Source organism: Thalassospira sp. MIT1004, assembly GCF_001858545.1.
GTDB lineage: Bacteria > Pseudomonadota > Alphaproteobacteria > Rhodospirillales > Thalassospiraceae > Thalassospira > Thalassospira xiamenensis.
Genome location: NZ_MCAO01000002.1, coordinates 130020 through 153628, shown reverse-complemented (window position 1 = coordinate 153628; position 23609 = coordinate 130020). Strand labels below are relative to the sequence as shown.

General features: G+C 55.5%; 23 protein-coding genes. 17 read left to right on the top strand and 6 right to left on the bottom strand.

The annotated features are described in order from the left end of the window. The 10 genes from BC440_RS01445 to ftsY form a co-directional block, all read left to right on the top strand. Positions 1-3270: calcium-binding protein (locus BC440_RS01445; RefSeq protein ID WP_247643519.1), on the top strand; the 3270-nt coding region annotated here is incomplete at its 5' end. A 158-nt stretch (positions 3271-3428) separates the two neighbouring features. Then, a complete protein-coding gene (rpmH, locus tag BC440_RS01440; RefSeq protein ID WP_007091264.1) occupies positions 3429-3563 on the top strand; it encodes a 50S ribosomal protein L34 in 135 nt (44 codons plus the stop codon). A gap of 16 nt (positions 3564-3579) precedes the next feature. Further along, positions 3580-4026 (top strand): ribonuclease P protein component, encoded by a 447-nt coding sequence (gene rnpA / locus BC440_RS01435; RefSeq protein WP_247643518.1) that lies wholly within the window; start codon positions 3580-3582, stop codon positions 4024-4026. Then, positions 4023-4325 carry a membrane protein insertion efficiency factor YidD gene (yidD, locus tag BC440_RS01430; protein ID WP_062950731.1) on the top strand — a complete coding sequence of 101 codons (303 nt, stop codon included), beginning with the start codon at positions 4023-4025 and terminating at the stop codon, positions 4323-4325. Before rnpA ends, yidD begins: the two co-directional genes overlap by 4 nt. A 60-nt stretch (positions 4326-4385) precedes the next feature. Further along, the gene (yidC, locus tag BC440_RS01425; RefSeq protein WP_071239476.1) at positions 4386-6101 is read left to right on the top strand and encodes a membrane protein insertase YidC; all 1716 of its coding nucleotides are present in this window, start codon (positions 4386-4388) and stop codon (positions 6099-6101) included. A 56-nt stretch (positions 6102-6157) separates the two neighbouring features. Continuing rightward, positions 6158-6820, top strand: coding sequence for a ribosome biogenesis GTP-binding protein YihA/YsxC (yihA, locus tag BC440_RS01420; RefSeq protein ID WP_007091260.1), 663 nt, complete (start codon positions 6158-6160; stop codon positions 6818-6820). 37 nt (positions 6821-6857) lie between these two features. Beyond that, complete coding sequence (gene argB / locus BC440_RS01415) at positions 6858-7787, top strand: acetylglutamate kinase (protein WP_007091259.1); 930 nt, start codon at positions 6858-6860, stop codon at positions 7785-7787. A gap of 153 nt (positions 7788-7940) precedes the next feature. Continuing rightward, complete coding sequence (locus tag BC440_RS01410) at positions 7941-8966, top strand: GGDEF domain-containing protein (RefSeq protein WP_071239475.1); 1026 nt, start codon at positions 7941-7943, stop codon at positions 8964-8966. 193 nt (positions 8967-9159) lie between these two features. Beyond that, positions 9160-10407, top strand: coding sequence for a tRNA (N(6)-L-threonylcarbamoyladenosine(37)-C(2))-methylthiotransferase MtaB (gene mtaB, locus BC440_RS01405; protein WP_037991680.1), 1248 nt, complete (start codon positions 9160-9162; stop codon positions 10405-10407). Beyond that, positions 10404-11339 carry a signal recognition particle-docking protein FtsY gene (gene ftsY, locus BC440_RS01400; RefSeq protein ID WP_007091256.1) on the top strand — a complete coding sequence of 312 codons (936 nt, stop codon included), beginning with the start codon at positions 10404-10406 and terminating at the stop codon, positions 11337-11339. The genes mtaB and ftsY overlap by 4 nt, the downstream gene beginning before the upstream one ends. Positions 11340-11386: 47 nt before the next feature. On the opposite strand, the gene BC440_RS01395 is transcribed toward ftsY, so the two are convergent. Then, complete coding sequence (locus tag BC440_RS01395) at positions 11387-12745, bottom strand: YegS/Rv2252/BmrU family lipid kinase (protein WP_071239474.1); 1359 nt, start codon at positions 12743-12745, stop codon at positions 11387-11389. 116 nt (positions 12746-12861) lie between these two features. After that, entirely contained in the window at positions 12862-13365 is a 504-nt protein-coding gene (locus BC440_RS01390; protein ID WP_071239473.1) for a DNA starvation/stationary phase protection protein, read from the bottom strand. 149 nt (positions 13366-13514) lie between these two features. Here BC440_RS01390 and BC440_RS01385 point away from each other — a divergent pair, with 149 nt between their 5' ends. Both BC440_RS01385 and BC440_RS01380 read left to right on the top strand, forming a co-directional pair. Then, positions 13515-14054 (top strand): hypothetical protein, encoded by a 540-nt coding sequence (locus BC440_RS01385; RefSeq protein ID WP_071239472.1) that lies wholly within the window; start codon positions 13515-13517, stop codon positions 14052-14054. Between the two features lie 109 nt (positions 14055-14163). Continuing rightward, positions 14164-14775, top strand: a complete 612-nt coding sequence (locus BC440_RS01380) for a VTT domain-containing protein (RefSeq protein ID WP_071239471.1) — start codon at positions 14164-14166, stop codon at positions 14773-14775. 90 nt (positions 14776-14865) lie between these two features. On the opposite strand, the gene BC440_RS23035 is transcribed toward BC440_RS01380, so the two are convergent. Further along, entirely contained in the window at positions 14866-15039 is a 174-nt protein-coding gene (locus BC440_RS23035; RefSeq protein ID WP_007091251.1) for a hypothetical protein, read from the bottom strand. A 380-nt stretch (positions 15040-15419) separates the two neighbouring features. On the opposite strand from BC440_RS23035, the gene BC440_RS01375 reads away from it, so the two are divergent. From BC440_RS01375 to BC440_RS01365, 3 genes are all read left to right on the top strand, one after another. Beyond that, entirely contained in the window at positions 15420-15947 is a 528-nt protein-coding gene (locus BC440_RS01375) for a sigma-70 family RNA polymerase sigma factor (RefSeq protein WP_007091250.1), read from the top strand. Then, complete coding sequence (locus tag BC440_RS01370) at positions 15947-16189, top strand: hypothetical protein (RefSeq protein WP_071239470.1); 243 nt, start codon at positions 15947-15949, stop codon at positions 16187-16189. Before BC440_RS01375 ends, BC440_RS01370 begins: the two co-directional genes overlap by 1 nt. Positions 16190-16666: 477 nt before the next feature. Beyond that, on the top strand, positions 16667-18136 hold the full coding sequence (locus tag BC440_RS01365; protein WP_071239469.1) for an AMP nucleosidase: 1470 nt from the start codon (positions 16667-16669) through the stop codon (positions 18134-18136). Positions 18137-18528: 392 nt separating this feature from the next. Here the strand turns inward: BC440_RS01365 and BC440_RS23030 are convergent, their stop codons facing one another. Continuing rightward, positions 18529-18681 carry a hypothetical protein gene (locus BC440_RS23030; protein ID WP_175484454.1) on the bottom strand — a complete coding sequence of 51 codons (153 nt, stop codon included), beginning with the start codon at positions 18679-18681 and terminating at the stop codon, positions 18529-18531. Positions 18682-19111: 430 nt separating this feature from the next. Here BC440_RS23030 and BC440_RS01360 point away from each other — a divergent pair, with 430 nt between their 5' ends. Continuing rightward, positions 19112-19426: a hypothetical protein gene (locus BC440_RS01360; RefSeq protein WP_071239468.1), complete on the top strand. Its 315-nt coding sequence runs from the start codon at positions 19112-19114 to the stop codon at positions 19424-19426. Between the two features lie 106 nt (positions 19427-19532). Further along, positions 19533-20762, top strand: a complete 1230-nt coding sequence (gene chrA / locus BC440_RS01355; protein WP_071239467.1) for a chromate efflux transporter — start codon at positions 19533-19535, stop codon at positions 20760-20762. A gap of 17 nt (positions 20763-20779) precedes the next feature. On the opposite strand, the gene BC440_RS01350 is transcribed toward chrA, so the two are convergent. Further along, complete coding sequence (locus BC440_RS01350) at positions 20780-22231, bottom strand: serine hydrolase (RefSeq protein WP_071239466.1); 1452 nt, start codon at positions 22229-22231, stop codon at positions 20780-20782. 103 nt (positions 22232-22334) lie between these two features. After that, positions 22335-23504: an MFS transporter gene (locus BC440_RS01345; protein WP_071239465.1), complete on the bottom strand. Its 1170-nt coding sequence runs from the start codon at positions 23502-23504 to the stop codon at positions 22335-22337. Positions 23505-23609 lie beyond the last annotated feature (105 nt).

Sequence of the window (23609 nt, the reverse complement as noted above, 5' to 3'; positions counted from 1 at the left end):
TTGACGCCGACATTGGACGTTTCTGATGCCAGTGGTTCGGAAGATTCTGCGATTGCACTCGATATTGACGCAGGCCTGACGGACAGCTCCGAAGTTCTAACCGTTACGATCAGTGGTGTGCCAGAAGGTGCGGCCTTATCTGCCGGTACCGATAACGGTGATGGCAGTTGGACTCTAAGTCCCGATCAGCTTGCAGGCCTGACGATTAACCCGTCGGATGATTTCTCCGGCAGCTTCGAGCTTGGTGTGACGGCAACGTCTGCCGATGGCGAAGATATCGCGACCACAACGGGCAGTATCACGGTTGACGTCACAGGTGTTGCCGATAAACCGACGCTTGATGCCGCAGATGCCTCTGGCTCGGAAGACAGCGCGATTGCACTGGATATCGATGCCGGTCTGACGGACAGCTCCGAAGTTCTGACCGTTACGATCAGCAGCGTGCCAGAGGGCGCGACCCTGTCAGCCGGTACCGATAACGGTGATGGCAGCTGGACTCTAAGTCCCGATCAGCTCGCAGGTCTGACGATCACACCAGCGGATGACTTCAGCGGATCGTTTGACCTGATGGTCACCGCGCAATCTGCGGATGGTGAAGATGTTGCGACGAGCAACGGCACGATCACTGTTGATGTTACGGGTGTGGCGGATACGCCGACATTGGACGTTTCTGATGCCAGTGGTTCGGAAGATTCGGCCATTACGCTCGATATTGACGCAGGCCTGACGGATAGCTCCGAAGTTCTGAGTGTTACGATCAGCGGCGTGCCAGAAGGTGCGACCTTGTCTGCCGGTACCGATAACGGTGACGGCAGTTGGACACTGTCGGCGGCTGACCTGAACGGTCTGACGATCACACCAGCGGATGACTTCAGCGGATCGTTTGACCTGACGGTCACGGCGCAGTCGGCTGATGGTGACGATGTTGCGACGAGCAGCGGCACGATCACTGTTGATGTCACGGGTGTCGCCGATGCGCCGACTTTGGGAGTCTCTGACGCCAGTGGTTCGGAAGATTCGGCGATTGCACTCGACATTGATGCAGGCCTGACTGACAGCTCCGAAGTTCTAACCGTTACGATCAACGGCGTGCCAGAAGGTGCGACCTTGTCTGCGGGTACCGATAACGGTGATGGCAGTTGGACTCTAAGTCCCGATCAGCTCGCAGGCCTGACGATCAAGCCAGCGGATGATTTCTCCGGCAGCTTCGAGCTTGGTGTGACCGCAACGTCGGCAGATGGTTCTGATGTAGCAACCACGACCGGCTCAATCACGGTTGATGTCGCAGGTGTCGCCGATGCGCCGACGTTGGATGTCTCTGACACCAGTGGTTCAGAAGATTCGGCCATTACGCTCGACATTGACGCAGGCCTGACGGACAGCAGCGAAGTTCTAACCGTTACGATCAGTGGCGTGCCAGAAGGTGCCGCCTTGTCGGCTGGCACGGACAACGGTGACGGGACCTGGACCTTGTCGACGGCTGACCTGAACGGTCTGACGATCACACCAGCGGTTGATTTCAGCGGATCGTTTGATCTGGCGGTCACCGCGCAGTCTGCGGATGGCAGCGACATTGCGACCACAACAGGCAGCATTACGGTTGATGTTGCCGGTGTCGCCGATGCGCCGACACTTGATCTGTCTGATGCCAGTGGGGACGAGGGCAATGCTGTCGCGCTTGATATCGACGCAGGCCTGACGGACAGCAGTGAGACCCTGACGATTATCATCAGTGGTGTACCGGGCGGTGCGACCCTGTCTGCCGGGACCGATAACGGGAACGGTACCTGGACGCTGAGTGCAGCCCAGTTGAGTGGCCTGAGCCTGACCCCGGCAAGTGATTATTTCGGAACGTTCGAGCTGACGGTCTCGGCTCAGTCACGGGATGGCAGCGATACCGCCACGACGACCGCGATCCTTCTGGTCACGATTGAGGAAGAGGCCGCCGATCCGAATGAAACCCGTTGGGGGTCGGAATCAGACGAGATATTCCAGACCGGTTCCGGCAACGATACCATCGGCGCGGGTGGCGGTCATGACACCATCTGGACCAATGCGGGCAACGATACGATCTGGGCCGGGAACGGCAATGACGTGATTTATGCCGGTGACGGTGATGACAGCATCACCGGCGATGGCGGGAATGACTATATCAATGCCGGTGCGGGCAATGACATCGTCCATGGTGGCGAGGGCACGAATACGATCTATGCCGGAGAAGGTAATGACTATGTCACCGGCGGCAGCGGCGATGACAAAATCCACGCCAGCGGTGGTGACAATATTGTCTATGCCGGAGAAGGTACGAACACCGTTCAGACCGGTGAGGGCAACGACACCATTTATACCGGCAGCGGTCGGGACACCATTGTTGGGGGTGATGGCAACAACATCGTCAATGCAGGTGAAGGCGATAACCGCATCTGGACCGGGACCGGCAATGACACGATCAGTGTCGGAAGCGATGACGATTATATCGATGCCGGGGATGGCGACAACACGATCACGGGCGGCGAAGGCCGCAATACCATCCTTGGCGGCAGTGGCGATGACAGCATCACGACCGGCAGCGGTAAGGATACGGTCGCGTCTGGTGACGGCAATGATCGCATTGATGTTGGCGGCGGGGATAATACCGTATGGGGCGAGGGCGGCAACGACTCGATCCATGGCGGATACGGTGATGACACCTTCCTTGGCGGTGACGGTAACGACATCCTGAACGCGGACGGCGGATCGAACTATTTTGACGGCGGATCGGGCAACGATACGCTAACCACCGGCTGGGGGCGCGATACGCTGTATGGCGGATCGGGTGACGACACGATTGATGGCGGTGGCGACAAAGACCGTCTTTATGGTGACGATGGCAATGACACCCTGATTGGCGGTGCGGGGAAAGATACCCTGTCTGGTGGTACCGGGAATGACATGCTGCTGGGCGGGGATGATGACGACACGCTGATTGGCGGCACCGGCGATGACCAGCTTTACGGTGGTGGCGGGTCGGATCTGTTTATTTTCAACATGGGTGACGGGGCGGACCATGTGGACGGTGGGGCCAATGGATGGACCACCGATACCATCGAATTGCATAGTGCCAATGGTGGCAATATCGATTCGAGTGACTGGACCCTGGTTCTGGATGAAGGCAGCATTACGAAATCGAAGCACAACTATATGGAACTCTCCACCGATTCGTCGGGAACCATTGTGTTTTCTGATGGAACCGAGTTGACATTTTCCAATGTCGAACGTATCGAGTGGTGACGAAAAGACGATTTGGATGCCGTCGGGACGCAATCTCGGCGGCATTGTCGGTTTTCTGGGGGAACTCACCCTGTCGCGATTGACAGCCATGGTGTGAAGTCCTATACAGCGGACCTCGAATTTTATCGGATTACCTTTATTAGAACGGAGTAAGTGCAGTGAAGCGCACCTACCAGCCAAGCAAACTCGTACGGAAACGCCGCCACGGCTTCCGTTCCCGCAGCGCGACCGTCGGTGGCCGCCGTGTGCTTACCGCACGCCGCGCCAAGGGCCGCAAGCGTCTGTCGGCCTAATGTTGTGACCGTTTCGGTGGAACGCTTGAAAAAGCGCGCAGAGTTTCTTCGCGTCGCAGGCACCCGCCGGAAATGGGTTACACAAGGATTGATCCTTCAGGGCGCTCCGCGTCCCGGGATCAAACCGGACACAGAATACGCCGGTGAAGATCGACTTGCACGAGTCGGGTTTACCGTCACCAAAAAGGTGGGCAAGGCCGTCGTTCGCAATCGCGTTCGGCGGCGTTTGCGTGCCGTGGCGGACCAATTGATGACGGATATGGCATTGCCCGGTTGGGATTATGTCGTGATCGGTCGTCAGCAGACCATTGACCGGGATTTTGAAAAACTGGTTGATGATATGCGGTTTGCCCTGCGGCGTATTCCGGATGCCAAACCTTCCGCCCCCGATAGCCAGCGCCCCCGCAAGGGACGTGGATCAAGGCCCGGTGGTGCGACGAAGGCAGGAGACTCTGCTAAATGAGTAACCTTCCCGGATCGAATGTGGGCCCCTTGGCGCGTCTTCTTCAAATCGCGGTTCGCGGCTACCAGCTCTTTTTATCGCCCTATATCGGGTGGTCCTGCAGATATCAGCCGACCTGTTCGGCTTATATGATGGAGGCACTTGCCCGCCATGGGGCAATAAAAGGCGGCTGGATGGGTTTTAAACGGATAATGCGTTGCCATCCATGGGGTGGTCATGGTTATGATCCCGTGCCCGGATGTGGCTGTGAACAAAACAAAGCGCCGTCGGAGGATGAGCTCCGGTTAACGGCGCTTTAGTCATGTAAATAGAATACCGGTCAGGCGTCTTGCGCCGCCGGACGAAAGCGGAAAGAGGCGATGAACGAACAACGTAACCTGTGGATTGCGATTGCAGCTTCGGTCGCAATCCTTGTCGGGTTCCAATTCTTTTTCGCTCCCGAACCTGCGCCGCAGGATCGAGAAGCGCAAGTTCGCGAACAACTTGACGTCAATGGCAATACTGCACCGCAGTCTGCCTCGAACGTGCCCAGCGTACCAGGTGGTGCAGCACCGGCGGCTCCGGTCGTCAACCGCGACGCAGCACTTGCAAAAGCTCCGCGTATCAAGATTGAAACCCCGCGCGTCGAGGGTTCGATCCGTCTGGTTGGTGGCGTGATTGACGACATCCAGTTGCAGGATTACCGCGAGACCGAAGAACCGGACAGCCCGCTGATCCACGTTCTGAACCCGACCGGTAGCGACAATGCGTACTTTGCCGAATTCGGCTGGGTTGCCGCAGACAGGTCGGTCAGTGTTCCCAATAGCGACACCCAGTGGACGGCAAGCTCCAACGAGCTTACCCCGTCAAAACCGGTAACGCTGAGCTGGAACAACGGCAGCGGCCTGACCTTCAACCGCGAGATTTCGATCGACGAGAATTATATGTTCTCGATCAAGCAGTCGGTGAAAAACGACAGCGGTTCGGATGTTACGCTGTATCCGTATGGCCTGATTTCGCGCAAGGGCAAGCCGACCACGGCAGGGTTCTATATCCTGCATGAAGGTCCGCTTGGCGTTATTGACGGCACCCTGACGGAAATCGATTATGACGATCTTGCCGAAGACGGTGCCGTGGAAAAGAAAACCACTGGCGGCTGGCTTGGCATTACCGACAAATACTGGCTGGTTGCGCTGGCACCGTCCTCGGACGAGGCCCTGACCACGCGTTTCAGCCACCATGTTGCCGAGAATTCCGACAAGTACCAGACTGATTATCTTGGTGCGGCCCGCACGGTTGCGACCGGTGCCGAAGCTGCTTCGGAAACCCGTCTGTTTGCCGGTGCCAAGGAAGTGTCGCTTCTTGATCAGTATGCCAATGACTATGGTATCAAGAATTTCGACCTCGCGATTGATTTCGGCTGGTTCTACTTCCTGACCAAACCGTTCTTCCTGTTCCTGCAGTGGCTGAACCATCTGGTGGGCAACTTCGGCGTTTCCATCCTGATCTTCACGGTTCTGGTGAAGGCGGTGATGTTCCCGCTGGCCAACAAGTCTTACAAATCCATGAGTGCGATGAAGAAACTGCAGCCGCAAATCACCAAGATGCGCGAGCAGTTCAAGGATGACCGTCAGCGTCAGCAGCAGGAAATGATGGCGCTTTACAAGCGCGAGAAGATCAACCCGGCATCGGGTTGCCTGCCGATCGTGGTCCAGATTCCGGTGTTCTTCGCACTTTACAAGGTGCTGTTCGTGAACATCGAGATGCGCCACGCACCGTTCTTTGGCTGGATTCAGGACCTTTCGGCACCGGATCCAACCTCGCTGTTCAACCTGTTTGGTCTGATCCCGTGGGATCCGCCGCAGATGCTGATGATCGGTGTCTGGCCGCTGATCATGGGGATCACCATGTTCCTGCAACAGAAACTGAACCCGGCACCGGCTGATCCGACGCAGGCCAAGATCATGATGTTCCTGCCGCTGATCTTTACCTTCATGCTGGCAAGCTTCCCGGCGGGTCTTGTGATCTACTGGGCATGGAACAACACGCTGTCGATCGCACAGCAGCGCTACATCATGTACAAGATGGGGGTTTGATCCCCCCATCCTTCCCGCAGGGGCGTGTTACGCCCCGCGGGGCTCAAGGAACGACAATGACCGAAGAAAAATTGCCATCGGCAACTGCAATCCCGACATTTGAATCGGCTCAGATCGAAGCCGGGCGGAAACTGTTTTCCCGCCCGGTTACTTTCATGTTGGGGGTGGCGCAACTTGAACAGTTGCCGCCCGAAGACAAGATCGAAATCTGCCTTGCCGGGCGGTCCAATGTGGGAAAATCCAGCCTGTTTAATGCCATAACCGGTCGCAAGGATATGGCCCGGACGTCGAACACGCCCGGCCGTACCCAGCAGCTGAACTATTTCGATCTGGATGGGGCGCTTAATATCGTCGATCTGCCGGGCTATGGATTTGCCAAGGCCCCCAAGGATATCGTCGATACATGGCAGAATGTGATCAAGCAATATCTGCGCGGACGGGTCACGTTGCGGCGCGTGTTTGTTTTGATCGATTCCCGGCACGGCTTCATGAAAGCCGATCTTGAAATGATGAAGATGCTGGATGAAGCCGCCGTGTCTTATCAGATCGTTCTGACCAAGGCCGACAAGCTTAAAAAAGGCCAGATGGAAAAACGCATTCGCGAAGTGGTCGAAGCGGTGAAAAAACACCCCGCCGCCCTGTCGCAGCTTTTTGCGACATCAAGCGAAAAAGGCACCGGCCTTGAAGCGCTTCGCGCAGAAATCGCAACGCTGCTATAATCACCCGATAGCGCTCGTATAACATTGGGGAGAAGACATGAACGAAGAAGTCCGTTCTGAAGAAGAAAGCTCGGAATCCAACGCTTACCGGACATTGGCACGCGCCAAGGTCCTGTCCGAGGCTCTTCCCTATATGCGACGCTATAACGGTCAGACGATCGTGGTTAAATATGGCGGGCATGCCATGGGGGACCCGGAACTGGCGCGACTGTTTGCCCAGGATATGGTGTTGTTAAAGCAGGTCGGCATGAACCCGATTGTGGTTCATGGCGGCGGTCCGCAGATCGGCCAGATGCTCAAGGAACTTAACATTCAGTCCGAATTCGTTGATGGCCTTCGCGTCACCGATCAGCAGACCATTGACGTTGTCGAAATGGTTCTGGCCGGCAAGATCAACAAGGAAATCGTTTCGAACATCAACCGTGCCGGGGGTGTCAGCGTTGGTCTGTGTGGCAAGGATGCCCATCTGATCAAGGCGCGCAAACTTCAACGCACCAAGCGCGATCCCGAAAGCAATATCGAGAAGGTCCTTGATCTGGGCTTTGTCGGCGAACCGGTCGAGGTCAATCCGCATGTGCTTGATTGCTTCATCAATACCGACATTATTCCGGTAATTGCACCGATAGGGGTTGGTGAAGACGGTCAGACATACAATATCAATGCTGATACGGCTGCCGGTGCCATTGCACAGGCTGTCGGTGCCCGTCGCCTTTATATGCTGACTGATGTCAAAGGTATCCTTGATGCCGACAAGCAACTGGTGCGTGACGCGGATATCGACAGTATCAATGCAATGATTGCTGATGGCACGATCCAGGGCGGTATGATCCCGAAAACGGAAACCTGCATGGATGCAGTCCGCAATGGGGTCGAGGCCGCGGTAATCGTCGATGGTCGTGCACCGCATGCGGTCCTGCTTGAACTCTTCACCGAACGCGGGGCCGGTACAATGATCCGGAGCAGCTGATTTAAGTCCTTTCGGCTGTAGATCACCGAGTGATTACCATTATGGATGCGTGGCTGAGGCCCGCGGATTAGGCTAAGTTCCTTGCGAACAGGATGCCTCCGCGGGCTCAGGCTCTCTGAAATATGATGGGCAATCAACAGGTGGAGTACCGTTGTGACAGCGACGGATCATTATGTCTCAAAACACTGGGATTATGCCAAGGCAACGCTGGATGCTTTGCGCGATCACGGGCTGCGTCCGACACCCGAACTTTACCATGTCTGGTTCGTTTATTACGCCGAAGAAAACCCCGAAATCCTCCGCGTGATTGATGCTGTCAAAGCAACCGGCGAGACGATTGGCGAAGAAACGCTGCTGCAACTTTACTACCGCTATATCTTTGACCGGCAGGCGGCTGATTTTCTTCAGCGCGGCATGGAAGATTTTTCCGATGTTGTCGAAAATAGCGATGCCAGCCTTTCCAGCACCCGCGACGAGCTGCGTGTTTACAGCGACGTGCTGGGGAGGGCGGAAACATCCCTTAAAACCGGCAAAAAGATCGACGAAGTCATTCACAATGTGGTTCTGCATACCGGACGGATGCAAACGACTGTCGAAAGCCTGCATGAGCAGCTTGGCGACTATCTGAAGACAATCGCCCATCTGCAACGTGAACTGCATGAAACCCGGGAACGATCCTACACCGATGGTCTGACCCGTGTTTCCAATCGCATGCATTTCGAGGAAGTCCTGGCCAGTTGCTGCGTCGAGTTTGATAGCGGGAACATTGACGAACCATTTTGCGTGATGATGGTCGATCTTGATCAGTTCAAGGCGGTGAACGACAAATACGGCCATCGGATCGGCGATGAAATCCTTGTTCTGATCGCCTCCATGATCAAAGCCAATACCAAGGGTCGGGATCTGGTGGCACGTTATGGCGGGGACGAGTTTGCAATCCTGCTGCCACAAACACCGCTCAAGGACGCGATGATGCTGGCCGATGATATGAGCAAGCGGATTGCCGCCCGCGAGGTGCGCGCCAAATCAAGCGGAACGTCATTCGGTCACATGACCGTTTCGGTCGGTGTGGCCGAATATGTTAAGGGCGAAGGGGCCGCCAAGGTCGTTGATCGCGCGGATAGTGCGCTCTATCGGGCCAAGAGGGATGGCCGCAATCGCAATTTTGCCGCCGAATAGAATTCCGTCCGTGCTTGATGCATGTGTGCCATGAACCGGCCAGACTTGCATTAAAACTGCTAAAAGCGTATGTAACCAGCGCCCGGCAAGGCGATTGAGCTTGCCGGACTTTCCGTTCTGGCAGCAGGCAAATCATTGGCTGGCGCCGACGGAAGTGTTTTCCAAACCGGAATGGATCATTAAAAGGGCGAGCATGACAGAGCCGCGCGTCGTTACATTTGGTTGTCGCCTGAACACCTATGAATCCGAGGTGATGCGCGATCATGCCAAAAATGCCGGTCTTGATGATGCGATCATCATCAATACATGCGCGGTTACGACCGAGGCAGAACGCCAGGCCCGCCAAAGCATCCGTCGCCTGCGTCGTGAAAACCCCAATGCCAAGATTTTCGTGACCGGCTGCGCTGTTCAGGTCAATCCCGACAAATTCGCCAAAATGACCGAGATCGACCGTATCTTTGGCAACGATGCCAAGATGAAGGCCGAAACCTTCCTGATGCCCGAACATGAACGTGTTGTCGTCAATGACATCATGTCGGTCGAGGAAACCGCAAGCCATCTGGTTTCAGGGTTCGAAGGCCGCGCACGCGCCTTTGTGCAGGTCCAGAACGGCTGTGATCATCGCTGCACATTCTGCATCATCCCGTTTGGTCGCGGCAATTCGCGCAGCGTCCCCATGGGCGAGATTGTAACTCAGGTCCGTGAACTGGTCGCCAACGGTTACGGCGAAGTGGTTCTGACCGGGGTGGATATCACCTCCTATGGTCATGATCTGCCGGGCAAGCCGACATTGGGGCAGATGGCGCGCCGTCTTCTGGCCCAGGTGCCCGAACTGCCGCGCCTGCGGATTTCATCGATTGACCCGGTCGAGGTCGACGAGGATATCTTCCGCCTGATCGAAACCGAACCACGCCTGATGCCCCATATGCATATCAGCCTTCAGGCAGGTGACGACATGGTGCTCAAACGCATGAAACGTCGCCATCTGCGTCAGGATGTCATCGATTTCTGTGACAAGGTCCGCGCACTTCGCGCCGATGTGACTTTCGGGGCCGATATCATTGCCGGTTTCCCGACCGAAACCGACGAAATGGCGGAAAATACCCTGCGTCTTGTCGATGAATGCGGGTTGATTTACCTGCATGTGTTCCCCTATTCCGCCCGTCCGGGAACACCGGCGGCCCGTATGCCCCAGGTGCCCAAGGATATCCGCAAGGAACGCGCCGGCGCGCTTCGTGATGCCGGTGAAATTCAGTTGAACAATTTCCTGAAATCACGCATCGGCCTGACCGAAAATGTGTTGGTGGAAAAGGAAAATACCGGACATACGGAGCATTTTGCTCCCGTTACGCTCGATCGCGTGATAGAACCGGGCACAATTGCAAAGGCCAAAGTCATTGGCGTTGAAGACGGAAAATTGAAAGCGGAGCTTGCGGGATGAGTGAAGAGGGGAAAAAAAGCTGGTTTGCCCGACTGAAAGACGGGTTGAAACGCTCCTCCTCGAAACTGACCACCGGGATTGCAGATATCTTCACCAAGCGCCGTCTGGATGACGATGCGCTTGAAGAATTCGAAGATCTGCTGATCACATCCGATCTGGGTGTCACTACGGCGGCAAAACTGGGCGCAGAATTGTCGCGTACCCGTTTCGACAAGGAAGTCGATCCCGCCGAGATTCAGGAATTCATCGCCACCGAAGTCGCCAAAATTCTCGAACCCGTGGCAAAGCCGCTGGTGATTGATGCGACCAAAAAGCCCCATGTGATCCTTGTGGTTGGCGTTAATGGATCGGGCAAAACCACCACAATCGGAAAACTTGCCAAAACCTATCGCGATCAGGGGCTCAAGGTCATGATGGCGGCGGGCGATACATTCCGTGCCGCTGCCGTTGAACAGCTCAAAGTCTGGGGCGAACGGACCGGTTGCCCGGTGATTGCGCGTGATACAGGTGCCGATGCCGCCGGGCTTGCCTTTGATGCGATTGATCAGGCCAAGCGCGAAGGTTATGACCTTTTGCTGATCGATACGGCCGGGCGTTTACAGAACAAGGCGCATCTGATGGACGAACTTAAAAAGATCGTCCGTGTCATTCACAAACGCGATGAAACCGCCCCGCATGATACGTTGCTGGTGCTTGATGCCACCACCGGACAGAATGCCCATTCCCAGGTCGAAGTCTTTTCCGAGGCAACCAATGTCACCGGCCTGATCGTGACCAAGCTGGATGGCACGGCAAAGGGCGGCGTTGTTGTCGCACTGGCCGAAAAATTTGCCAAACCGGTTCACGCGATCGGTGTTGGCGAAAGTGCCGAGGATCTTCGCCCGTTCGAGGCCAAATCATTTGCCCGCAGTCTGGCCGGGCTCGAAGACTGAGCCGCCAGACATCAAATCAGAAAAAGGCGGGGAAAATCCCGCCTTTTCTATGCCTGGAATTCATCCAGACTTTGCTGCAAATCACCGATAAGCTCCTTCATATCCTTAAGGGGCGCGGATATGTCGCCCGGAATATCGTCAAGAGCACATAGATCAAGTGTCTTTCCGAGTTCTACGGACTGGTTTTTCAGACCGCGTGCAAGACGCATATCGGCATCGGGCAGCATCCATGACATCGCCCGGTCACGTAACTGTTCCAGACTGTGCAAATCCGGATCGGGGGACGATGTCGGCAGGCCATAGGGCCGAAGGGCCAGTTCAAGACGGCGATTGATGTCACGCAGGCGATTGGCGGTATCGTGGCAGATCGCCTTCATCTGGTTGTCTGTGGCCATGGGGTAGATGGCCGATAGCCGCAGCGAAAGGTCAAGCGCGTCAAGCGCAACGTCATTGACGATTTCCTGATCCTGAAACGATGCCGTGCGGTCCGTCTCGCCGTGAAAGGCGTTGGGGGCGAAAACCGGCAGAACCTTGGCCTCCAGGGTGAAGTGCGCAGGCAACTGGCTTATGATTTCACCGTCGGCCAGAATAGGCTCACCTTCGCCACCTTCAAGGCGGATGTCGTCGCATTCCTGACTGATCGCATATGAGCTGTCATCAACCGAGCCAAACAGCAATTCAGCCGCAATATCCATGCCCGACAATGTGTCGACATTGGCCTGAATGGCAAACATGTGAAGTTTGCCGTCATCAAGGCGTTTGTTTTCGCGCGGACGCAAACCGCCGCCAAAATACTGGCCATTGGTAACCGTCAACTGGCGCAGTTTCAGATTTCTTGCCGGATTGTCGCCACAGGTCACACTCAGTTCCAGTGGCTTCATGTCGTTCCAGCTTTGCCAGTTGGCCACCGCATAGCTGATGGCCCCGGTCCAGCGTTTCAGATCCGGGTCAATGCGTTTTCTGGCATCGGCAGGGACGCCGATACTGGCCGCATTGACAAAACTTTTGCCATTGACCCGCCCGATATCAAGCATGGCAATCTGGCCATTGATTGCCGCGCGCGCGGCCTGAAGGATGTCATCGGGGATATACAGGCTGCGGGCAAAATCGTTTGCCGTGCCAAGCGGCAGGGGAACCATCACCACGCCCGCCTTGATCACGGTATCGATAACCGCATTGATCGTTCCATCACCGCCGCCGATCACGACAATATCGCCCCGTTCGCAGGACGCGCTGATGAAGTCATTCATGGCGACGGGATCGTCACACAGTTCCAGTTCGGCCCGATAACCGGCATCCTCGAAAATGGCCCGCAATGGTTCTGCACCATTGTCCCGCCATGCGTCGGGCACCTTGTGGCGTGTCAGAAGGATGCAAACCTTGCCTGTCAACTCGGTCGATTTCACCTTGATGCCTCCAAAACGGGTGCGGGACTTGCTGCCTGTTTACCATGCTCAGACAGAACGGCAAGATTGAGACACAAAACCGGCGCCAATCTGGCGCCGGTTTTGCAACATGTGATTTAGGAAATGGTTGCGCGAAGCATCCATGCCGCTTCTTCATGAACGCCAATGCGTTCCGTCAGAAGGTCGGCCGTCTTGACGTCGTCGGCCGCTTCGGCCTCTGCAACACCTTCGCGCAACAGGCGCGATACGCTATCGTGGTCTTCGACCAGTTCCTTGACCATGTCATTGGCCGGAAGAAGTTTGGTCTGATCCTTGACCACGGAATGTTCCATCATTTCCGCAAGGCCTGTGGGGGCCTGGAAGCCGATTGCACGAATGCGTTCTGCCATATCGTCAATCGCTTCGTTCAGGTCCTCATATTGCTCTTCGGTCATTTTATGCAGCGAATAGAAAGCCGGACCAACCACGTTCCAGTGAACCCCGCGAATTTTGGCATACAGTACGTGCGACGAGCCAATGATCTTGGTCAGCATCTTGGCCAGTTCGCGACGGTCTTTGCGGTCGACGCCGGTTTTGACCGGAAATTCTTTCGCAACGCTCTGCATACTGCTGTGTGCCATTTTTAACTCCTGTATTTCTTTATAACGTTCTGTCGCTCTGACCCCGACCCCGTTATTGGCGGCCGGGCATATCCCGAACGCATGCCCCAAAAACGTCACCCGGAAGCAAAGGTTCCAGAAAATAAAATCGGAATAATTGGAACATTCTTTTGGATCACCCGTTTGAATGGGCAAGCAGTGCGAAAGAAAAAGCGCTGTTGTTTAATAACCAGGAGGTTGTGATGCTTAATAAAACTGTTCTTATGGCTGGTACTATTATGATGTCTGTTGCCGTGACTGCACCGGCTTATGCAGATGCATCGAAAAGCTCGGATCAGACAGGCACGATGGCAACCGATGACGCGATGAAATTGGACGCCAACAAAATGGCTGATAAGGCCGAGGCCGGCTATGAAGATGCCAAAGATTTCACCTATGAAGAAAAGAACGAATTTCTTGCCTGGGTTGAAGAAAAATCCAATCAGCTTGGCGAGAAATACGATGAAGTATCCGCAAATGTCAGCGAGGAAAGCGAAGACGCTGTGGATGAACTTGCAGAAGCTTGGGACGGCGCCAGTGAAAATCTGAACGAGGCGTATGAAGAAACCAAGGATGCATCGGCTGATACCTGGGAAACCATGAAGGCCAAAACCCTTGAGGCTCTCAACAATGCTGAGCAGGCGCTCTCGGATGATCATGCCACCGAATAAGACATCACAACCTTGACTCGGTGATGTGGTGTTCCGGGTGTCCGCGGCCCGCCCTTTAACGTGAAGGGCGGGCCGCTTTACGTTTGACGATGTTCAGTCAGAGGCATCTATGGAAAAAGAAGACAAAAGCCAAAACCAAAACCAAAACAATAAAGGTCTTGTCGGATGGTGGCGTGTCTGGCAGCAGCGTCTGGAAAAACTGGCAGCCGGTCGTAAAGGACTTGGCGGCATTGCGGTGGCTTCATTTCTTGAAACCACGATTATTCCCATTCCGATTGAAATCCTGATTGCGCCAATCATGGCAGCATCGCGCAGGCGCGGTGTGATTGTTGCGACCGTTACATTGCTTGGCAGCGTTGCCGGTGCGGTTTTCCTGTATTTGATTGCCTACGGCCTGTCGGGCGAGCTTATCCAGCCGATCATTGAAACAGCCGGGGGGCAGCAGGAATTCCAGAAGGTCGAACAGCAATTCGAAGAAGGCGGATTCTGGGTTGTCTTTGCAATCAGTATCGCGCCGATACCCATGCAGCTTGCCGCTCTGGCGGCCGGGGCGACGACATATCCTTTCTGGCTGTTTCTTGTCGCCATCGGGATATCGCGTGCCTTGCGCTACTATGGTTTGTGGTTGCTGGTTCTTGGTTTCGGTGTCGGGATCGCCCGTCTTTTCGAGGGCAAGAAACCTGACAGGCTTGAAAAGCCCGAGAAAGGTGATTCGGTTTAATCCGAAAACACGCAAAATCGAGATAGAAATAACAAAGCCCGGCTATTTGCCGGGCTTTTTTCAGAGATATTGAAAAAAAATCTCTTCGGACTATTCCGCTTCAATCCGGAAATCGGTGGTGGTTTTCCCTTCGGTTTCCGGATCTTCGACATCCTCGGAGACCAAGCCGCGGCGAATCAGTTCACGAATGGCTGCTGCCCGGGTTGGCATACGATGCTCAAATCGCCAATCGTCGATGAACTTCAGCTCATCGTCGTCGAGCATAATCTGAAGCTTTTCAGTTCGTTTCGAGGTTGACACTCGTGGGCCCTCATTAAGTTCAGACGTTCTAGGGTGCGTCTGAAACCATTGATACGCAACGTGTTCAGAAATTTTGGAGTAACTTACGTTACCTCCGTTTTCTACATATTACAACCAGGTTCCTGAACTGAACCAGTCAACGCAACCTGATCAAGTAATGTAAAGTAATGATTAAATGTTATCTGCGTATAATGATCATGTTGATGTGGTTATGTTTGTTGAGCTTGTTGTTGTTGTTAATGATTTGAAGCAGGTTCATTGTATTGCCTAAGTGAACCATACGATTTTACTTTAAATAATATTTTCTTTTGTTACGGTGGGGACATCCAAAAACGGAGGTTGTGATGTCTGATCAAGTTATGAACGAAATTGAAGATCACGTTCCCGCTCTGCGTCGCCATGCTTATCGGCTGACCAGCAGCATGGACCGTGCACAGGATCTCGTGCAGGACACCTTGCTGAAAGCCATCAGCAAAAAAGATCAGTTTGAAGAAGGCACCAGCCTTAAAGCCTGGTTGCACCGGATCCTTTTCAACACATTCATTTCTGGCAAGCGTCGAGAGAAAACCCGTGGACATCATGTCGACTGGGATGACCTTGGCGATGTGTATGGACATGGCAGCAACCAGATGGCCCGTTTGCAGCTGCGTGATGCCGATCGTATCCTTGGTGAACTTCCTGAACAGGAACGTCAGGCGATCCTTTTGACGGCTGTTGATGAAGTTTCCTATCAGGACGCCGCCGACCAGATGAATGTCGAGATTGGCACGGTCAAATCCCGTGTAGGTCGCGCACGCCGGAAGCTGCGGTCTTCCGTCGGCCGTATCGAAGCCCGGGAACACGCATCGCGGTTCGTGGGGGAGGCAGCCTGATGACCCATGTGCTTGCTGTTTACGGCAAGGACGACATCGTAAGTTACGTGCACGGATCCATTGACGATGAAGACAAGGGCGATATCGAAGATCTTGTCCAATCGGATCCGCGCGCCGCAGGAATTGTCCGTGATTTCGAAAAAGATCATTTAAGTGACGGAAAGACAGTTGATCTCCTGCGTTACCGTCGTCTTAGAAAATTGAAGTCTCTGGCTTCAGGTGCCGGTCTCCTGCATGAGTGATGCGTTAAATGCAATAGCGCATTGAAGCGAAAATTTATTGACTTTGTTGACCAACGGTCAGATAAAGCATGTATCGGAGTTGATCGTCTTTTCCCTCAACGTCTAAGGCCCTTCTCCGAAATCGGCCGGAACCTCTTGGTTTCGGCCCTTTTTTTTGTTTTGATGCTGCCTTGCCTGCGATGAGGCCGCGAATCGATGATTTCCATCCCCGTGCGGGGATGAATTTCGCGTCATGGTTATGAGCCATGCATCAAAACTGTCATTTGGATTTTTTGAAAATAATCCCGACATATATGTCTGGCATGTTTCCGTGTGGCCCGGCTTTATGCGCCTCCGACACAATCGGTATCCCAACTTTGCGTAACGGATCCGCCGTTTTGATGTTCGGCCATGCATGAATTGGGGGTTGCCAGAGGCAAGGCTAGCGGTGATAAATCTCTCGCTCAATACAACAATAAGAAAAAGGAGCAACTTATTATGGTATCCGACGTCCACGGATCGGTCCGCGATCTGTTTGAATTTACTGACGCCGAAAAGGCAATTGCCCGTATCAAGGAAATTTATACGACGGGTGCAGAGTCCGTTCGCGACGCATTTATCCGGTTTGGAAACGGCGAGCAATCCACGCCTGTGCGCGCCTATTACCCGTATCTCGGGATCGAGGTGCCGCCCGAGAAATTGCATGTCGAAAGCACGCTGTCCTATGGTGCGCCGCGTGACCCCGGCATTTATGGCACGACGCTGACGCGCCCGGACCTGTTTGAACAATATTACCGTGAACAGATCGAACTTCTGCTGAAAAACCACGACGTGCCGGTCGTCGTTGGTGTGTCGGATCGCCCGATTCCATTGCCGTTTCTTGTTGAAACCGCAACCGACAATATCGGCCCGACCGACATCCGACAGCTTCAGATGATCTTCGATATGCCCGATCTGGCGCGCACCGATGACGATATCGCCAATGGTGTGCATTACGGCATTACCGAGGGACCAAAGCCGCTTTCGCTGTTTTCCGGCGAACGTGTTGACTACTCGCTGGCGCGTTTGCGGCATTACACCGCGACACTGCCGGAACATTTCCAGAAATTCGTGCTGTTCACCAACTATCAGCGCTATGTCGACGAATTCATCGAATTCGCCAAGCTCCAGCTTGAAGACTCCCAAAGCCCCTATGTCGCCTTTGTCGAACCGGGACCGAAAGTCCATGTTCGCAAAAACGCGCCAAAGGGCTGGGTCGAAAGCGGCGAACCGGTCGCACAACTGCCGCAGATGCCGTCCTATCACCTGATCCGTGAAGACGGGCTTGGGGTGACGTTGGTCAATATCGGCGTTGGTCCGTCAAATGCGAAAACCGCAACTGACCATATTGCCGTTCTGCGCCCGCATTGCTGGTTGATGCTGGGCCACTGTGCCGGTCTTCGGCGCAGCCAGCTTCTTGGCGATTATGTTCTGGCGCATGGTTATGTGCGCGACGATCATGTGCTCGACTCCGATTTGCCGCTCTGGATTCCGGTGCCCCCGATTGCAGAGGTGCAGGTCGCCCTTGCCAATTCGGTGGCCAAGATCACCGGTCTTAAAGGGCGCGAAATGAAGGCCCGCATGCGGACCGGGACCGTGGCGACCACGGATAACCGGAACTGGGAACTGCGTTACAGCGAATTGTTTGTCCGCCTGAACCAGTCGCGGGCGATTGCGGTGGATATGGAAAGCGCCACGATTGCCGCCAACGGTTTCCGTTTCCGTGTGCCTTACGGCACGTTGCTGTGTGTTTCCGATAAACCGGTACACGGCGAACTGAAACTGCCGGGCATGGCCAACAACTTCTATCGCCAGCGTATCGGGCAACACCTCCAGGTCGGTCTTGATACCATCGATACCCTGCGAAACGAGGTCAACCAGCTGCATTCGCGCAAACTGCGTTCCCTTGACGAGCCGGCCTTCCGCTAGGTCCTCCTGACATTCACGAGAACGCCCGTTGCCTCACGGCGGCGGGCGTTTCAGACCGCTGACACCACACTCCCAACCAGATCGTCATTCCGTTTCGATGGGATATGGATTCCGGCTCTGCGCCCCGAATGACGATTTGACCAACCGCCCGGCTAATCCAGCCAGCCAACCAACCCCGGACCGCTGACAAAGCATTATCAACCTGATCGTTATTCCCGCGACGGCGGGAATCCAGTCTCTTTCAACGGGGCATGGATTCCGGGTCTGCGCTTCGCTGCGCCCGGAATGACAGTTTTGATCAATCGCCAAACGCCACCAACCAGAGGGGCCGCGACCCGAACCCTGCTGCCTCGAACAAACGCTGCTCGCTCCCGGTTGCCCCAAAACACACCTCACCCCAAAGGGCGACGGCGTTGCCGCATGGCAGGCACGCAAATCCCGCCATCGATCACCGGCCTTTCGGCATCCCCAAACGCACCATCGGCCCGCTGGTAACCACTCCCGCCCGCCGCTCCGGGCAAACCGATCCAATCCCGCCAAGCCAAGCCCGTTGCCCCCGGCATTGCCAAACGCCACCAACCGCACCCCGGACGGACCCCGCTGCCCTGAGCAAGCACCCGCCGCCCTCGGTTGACGCCGCAAACGCACCTCACCCCAAGGGCCACACGTTGCCGCATGGCAGGCACACAACTCCCGCCATCGATGACCGCCCTTTCGGTACCTCCGAACGCACCACCAGCCCGCTGACAACCGATCCTGCCTGCCGATCCCGTGCCGATCCAATCCGGGCGCAATTCGGGCCCGCTGATTCTCGGCATTGTCACGCTTCACCGACCGGACTGAACCAACTTGGCCCCGGCTCTTGCTGCCCCGAACAAATGCCCTTGCCCCAAGGACACATTTCTCCCGTCATGATAAACACCCGTTTTTCGCAAATGTCCAAGGGCCTTACGGCCCGGACGCACCACCGCCGTAATGACTTTTCCATGCGCCATTCACGGCCCGTTGGCGATACCGCCAGCGTCCTTTCAGACAATCAGATCGCTGCCCCATCATCATCCCATTCCTGTTTTTGCCGCCCGAAACGCAAAAACCCGCAAAAGCGAATCACGCTTTGCGGGTTTTGTCTCCGGACCCATTTGTCCTGTTGACTTTATCTTTATGCCACAACGAAAAGAACAAATCAAGAACTTTCTTCCGAAAAACCGGAAAAAGTTCCCAGTCAAAGATCTGCGCGGAAAGAATGGTATGTTTTTCAATGTCTTGGTCGGGCGTTTTGTGATGGTTTGATGACGTCGGCAAAATCGGCTGCTTTGGGCTTTGGCCCTGCGGTTGCGTCCATTATCCTTCGCGCTTGGTTCCATCGGGACCGCATTGATCTGAGCACGGGGAAAGCATGACCGACCAAAACCTGGCCAAGCCCGATTTACGCCTTTGGCAGATTTTCCTGATTTTTCTGCGTCTGGGGTTAACCAGCTTTGGCGGGCCGGTCGCCCATATCGGCTATTTCCGCGAAGAATTCGTTCTGCGCCGCAGGTGGCTTTCAGATGCAACCTACGGCGATCTGGTGGCGCTTTGCCAATTCGCGCCCGGTCCGGCCAGTTCGCAGGTCGGCATGGGGATCGGCATGTCGCTGGGGGGGCTTGCCGGTGCCTTTGCCGCATGGCTCGGTTTTACCATGCCATCGGCAATCGTTCTGGCCGCACTCGGGCTTGGCCTTTCGGCGGCTGATCTGGCGGCGACCGGGCCGGTGATCTGGGGGCTTAAGCTGGTTGCGGTTGGTGTGGTGGCGCATGCGCTTGTCGGGATGGCACGCAGCTTATGCCCCGATGTCCCGCGCGCCATACTGGCGCTGATTGCGGCGGCATTAATGATTGCGATCAACAGTGTTGGCATGCAGGCAATCGTGATCATTGGCGGCGCAATCGCTGGTTTTTTGCTTTTGCGCGGTGATCATGGAAAGGTTGAGGGAAGCCTTGGTGCAGGCCTATCGCCGAAGGGGGCCATATGTGCCTTGGGCCTGTTTGGTCTGTTGCTGATCGGGTTGCCTTTATTGGCCAATATTGTCCCATCGCCCTGGCTTGCGGTGTTTGACGGGTTTTATCGCAGCGGCGCATTGGTTTTCGGCGGCGGGCATGTGGTGCTGCCGCTGTTGCAGGAAGCCGTGGTTGCCCCCGGATGGGTCGATCTGGATGTGTTTCTTGCCGGTTACGGCGCAACCCAAGCCGTGCCGGGGCCGATCTTTACGTTTGCGGCCTATCTGGGGGCTGTGTTGCAAAATGGTGCCGGGGGAATTTGGGGCGCTTCTGTGGCCCTGATCGCGATTTTTCTGCCGGCGTTTCTTCTGGTGATCGGATTGTTGCCGTTCTGGGATCGCGTGCGGCATATGCCCAAAATGCGCGCCGGACTGGCCGGGATCAATGCAGCGGTTGTCGGTTTGCTGGCATCGGTTTTATATGACCCGATCTGGACCGGAACCATCGATGACGTAAAGGACGTGGTTATTGTGGCCCTTGCGTTCGTCGTTTTGCAATGGCGCGTAATACCGGTCTGGGCGCTTGTTCTGGCCGGGGGTGCCGGCGGGGCAGTGATGGGTGTTTTGGGTTTGGCGGAGGCAATCGCCTGATCCGAAACTTGGATGCATTATTCCGCGACCTGACGGGCACTTTCGACTTCTACGGTCGTATCCCCGTTGCGGGCGACAATATCGGGAAACAGGGCCGCAATCGATCCGACAAAGCGACGCAGATCAAAGGCATTTCTGTCGCGCGTCAGTCCCAAACGCACGATCACCAGTTCCTTTGATGGAATGATGCTGATCGATTGTCCGTCATGACCAAGGGCAAAGAACGCGTCATCCGGAACAGGCGGCCCATCGTCAAGCAGATTTCCATCGCTGTCGCGTGCCCCCGGAAGTTCAAGCCACCAATGTGCGCCATAGATGCCGTTTGGTGCGGCGGGGGCCGGGGTGATGGAATAATCGACCCAACCCGCGGGCAGCAGGCGTTCATCGTTCCAGATGCCATCCTGCAGGAACAATTGGCCAATCTTGGCCCAATCCCGCGCGGTGGCATGCATGAAGCTCGATCCGATGAAATAACCGTCCTGATCTGTTTCAATGACGGCATTGCCAATGCCAAGCGGCCGGAACAGCAAATCAAACGGAATACGCTGATAGCTTTGGGACGAGCCACTGATATTGCGCATTGCAGCCGACAGAATGTTTGTCGCCCCGGAATTATAGGCAAAGACGGTGCCCGGACGATGTTCAAGCGGGCGAGCAACAGCAAATCCGGCGGCCGCCGGTTCGACAAACAGCATCTGAACCACGTCCGATAACGGGTTCCAATAGCTTTCATCAAATGCCAGTCCGCTGCTCATATGCAGCAATTGGTCATAGGTGATAACCGAACGCGGATCGTTAAGCTGTGATTGCCATTCATTGATCAGGACCGGGCCGTCAACGCCGGAGATCATATGTTCCTGCTGCATGCGGCCAAGCAGGGCATTGAAGACGCTTTTGGTCATTGACCAGCCGGGCAGGGGGGTGCTGGCGGTGATGCCAGGTGCATAACGTTCGGCAATGACCTTGCCCCGGTGCAAAACAACAATAGCCCGGCTGCGCCGCGAGGCGTTGGTGCCCGGTTCGTCCATGGCGTCTGCAAGAATGGTGCTAAAGGCGCGCCGGTCGATATTGCTAGGCACGGATGCCGTTCGAAGCGGTTGGGCCGGGATAGGGCGAATTAACGGGCTTGTCGTACGAAGCTGTTCTATGCGTGCCGGATCATCGGAAAGTGTGCAGCCCAGATTGGGCCGATAAACAGCAATCCGTTTGCGAAAACCGAATGCATGCGCGCTGACCGTCTGATGACGCAAATCGACATTGGCGGTAATCAGCGACAAAGCAGGATTGTTATCGGCCAGAACATCTTCTTCATGTGCCCGGTTCGACGGCAGGCCATTCACAAAAATGGCCGAACACATGATTTTGGCCGTATAGCCCGCGCCGACCGGTGCCAGCCAGATGAAGAACGCGGAAATCACCAGAATGCCAAGCAATATCATGCCGATAAAGGTGGCTTTAATCCAGGTCATTCCGTTTCCCTTGTGCCGGGCGTTATTTGCCCTCTGCTTTTGTCTGGCAAAGAGGGTCGCCTGCTTTGCGGGATAGGTCAAGACAGCGCATTGTATAGTCGGACTAATCCGCGGTTACGATGCGGACCGGGCGGTATCGAAGCGAAATGACAAATCCCGCAAGGTAAAATCCGGCCAGCAGAAATGCCGCCCCCTTCCAGCTTGCCCAGTCGATCATCGCACCGGCGACCGGTGGAACAATCACAACGAAAATCTCGGCAAACTGGGCCAGCATCCCCTGAAGGGCGGGCATCGAAAGATCGCGACCGGCAATACGCGGCAAAAGGGCAAAACATGTCCCGGCGACCGATCCCTGCCCGATATTGAACAGGATTAATGCCAAGACGCTGATCACGATGTTCTGACTGACAAACAGGGCGAAGATGGCGGCTGCCATCACCGGAAGGCCGATGGCAAGGATCCGGCGGCCCGGGACATCGCGGCCCAGAATCATCCCGGCACCGACGCTTCCGATAATGTTTCCGGCAATCGCGGTGGTGCCGATGATGGCGGCAGCCACAGGAATGCTGATTGAAAGATTATCGGCCATCATGGCGGGCATGAACGCAAGGGCGGCGGACGTTGCCCCGGCAAAGGCCGCGAATGTCAGCGCAACCTGCATCGCCGGACGGGATTTCAGGACGCCGGAAATACCCGATGTCAGGGACCGGTTGAAATGCTGGTCACGCGGTTTGGTCAGCAACATCAGGGCAGGCAGAAGAACGGCAACCGGGATGGTGCAGGCAACAACCGCCATGCGCCAGTCAAGCCATGCGACAATCGCGGCACTGGTCCAGTTCCCCATGGCAATGCCGACCGGGATAAAGGTGCCCCAGATGCTCATGGCCATGGCGACGGTTTTCGGATTGCCCAGATTGGCCATCCAGCTTGGCGCGCCCACCACAATCAGAAGATATCCGATACTGGTGACAAGGCGCCCGACATAAAGCATTCCGGTGTTTGATGCTGTTGCAAAGATTGCGGCCCCGATGATCATCATGATGCCGCCCAGAAACAGCGAACGGCGTAACCCGGCCTGCGCGGCCCAGACGCCTGCGGGAATCGCAAACAGGGCCCCTGCCGCCGTGATCAGCGATGCGACAAGACCGAACTGCGCCTGGCTAAGATCAAAACCGGCACGAAGATCGGGGGCAATCGGCCCCACCAGACCAACCTGCATCGAGGCAGTCAATCCAAGGCCATACAGAACAAAAATTGCAAAAATCGGTGGCATGAGGGGCAATCCGTTACGTCAGCAAACTGTCTGATCGGGGCAAACCAGAAGAACGGATTTCTTTTAGCTGAAACCCGTTGCAACGATCCACGTATGAAATATGCG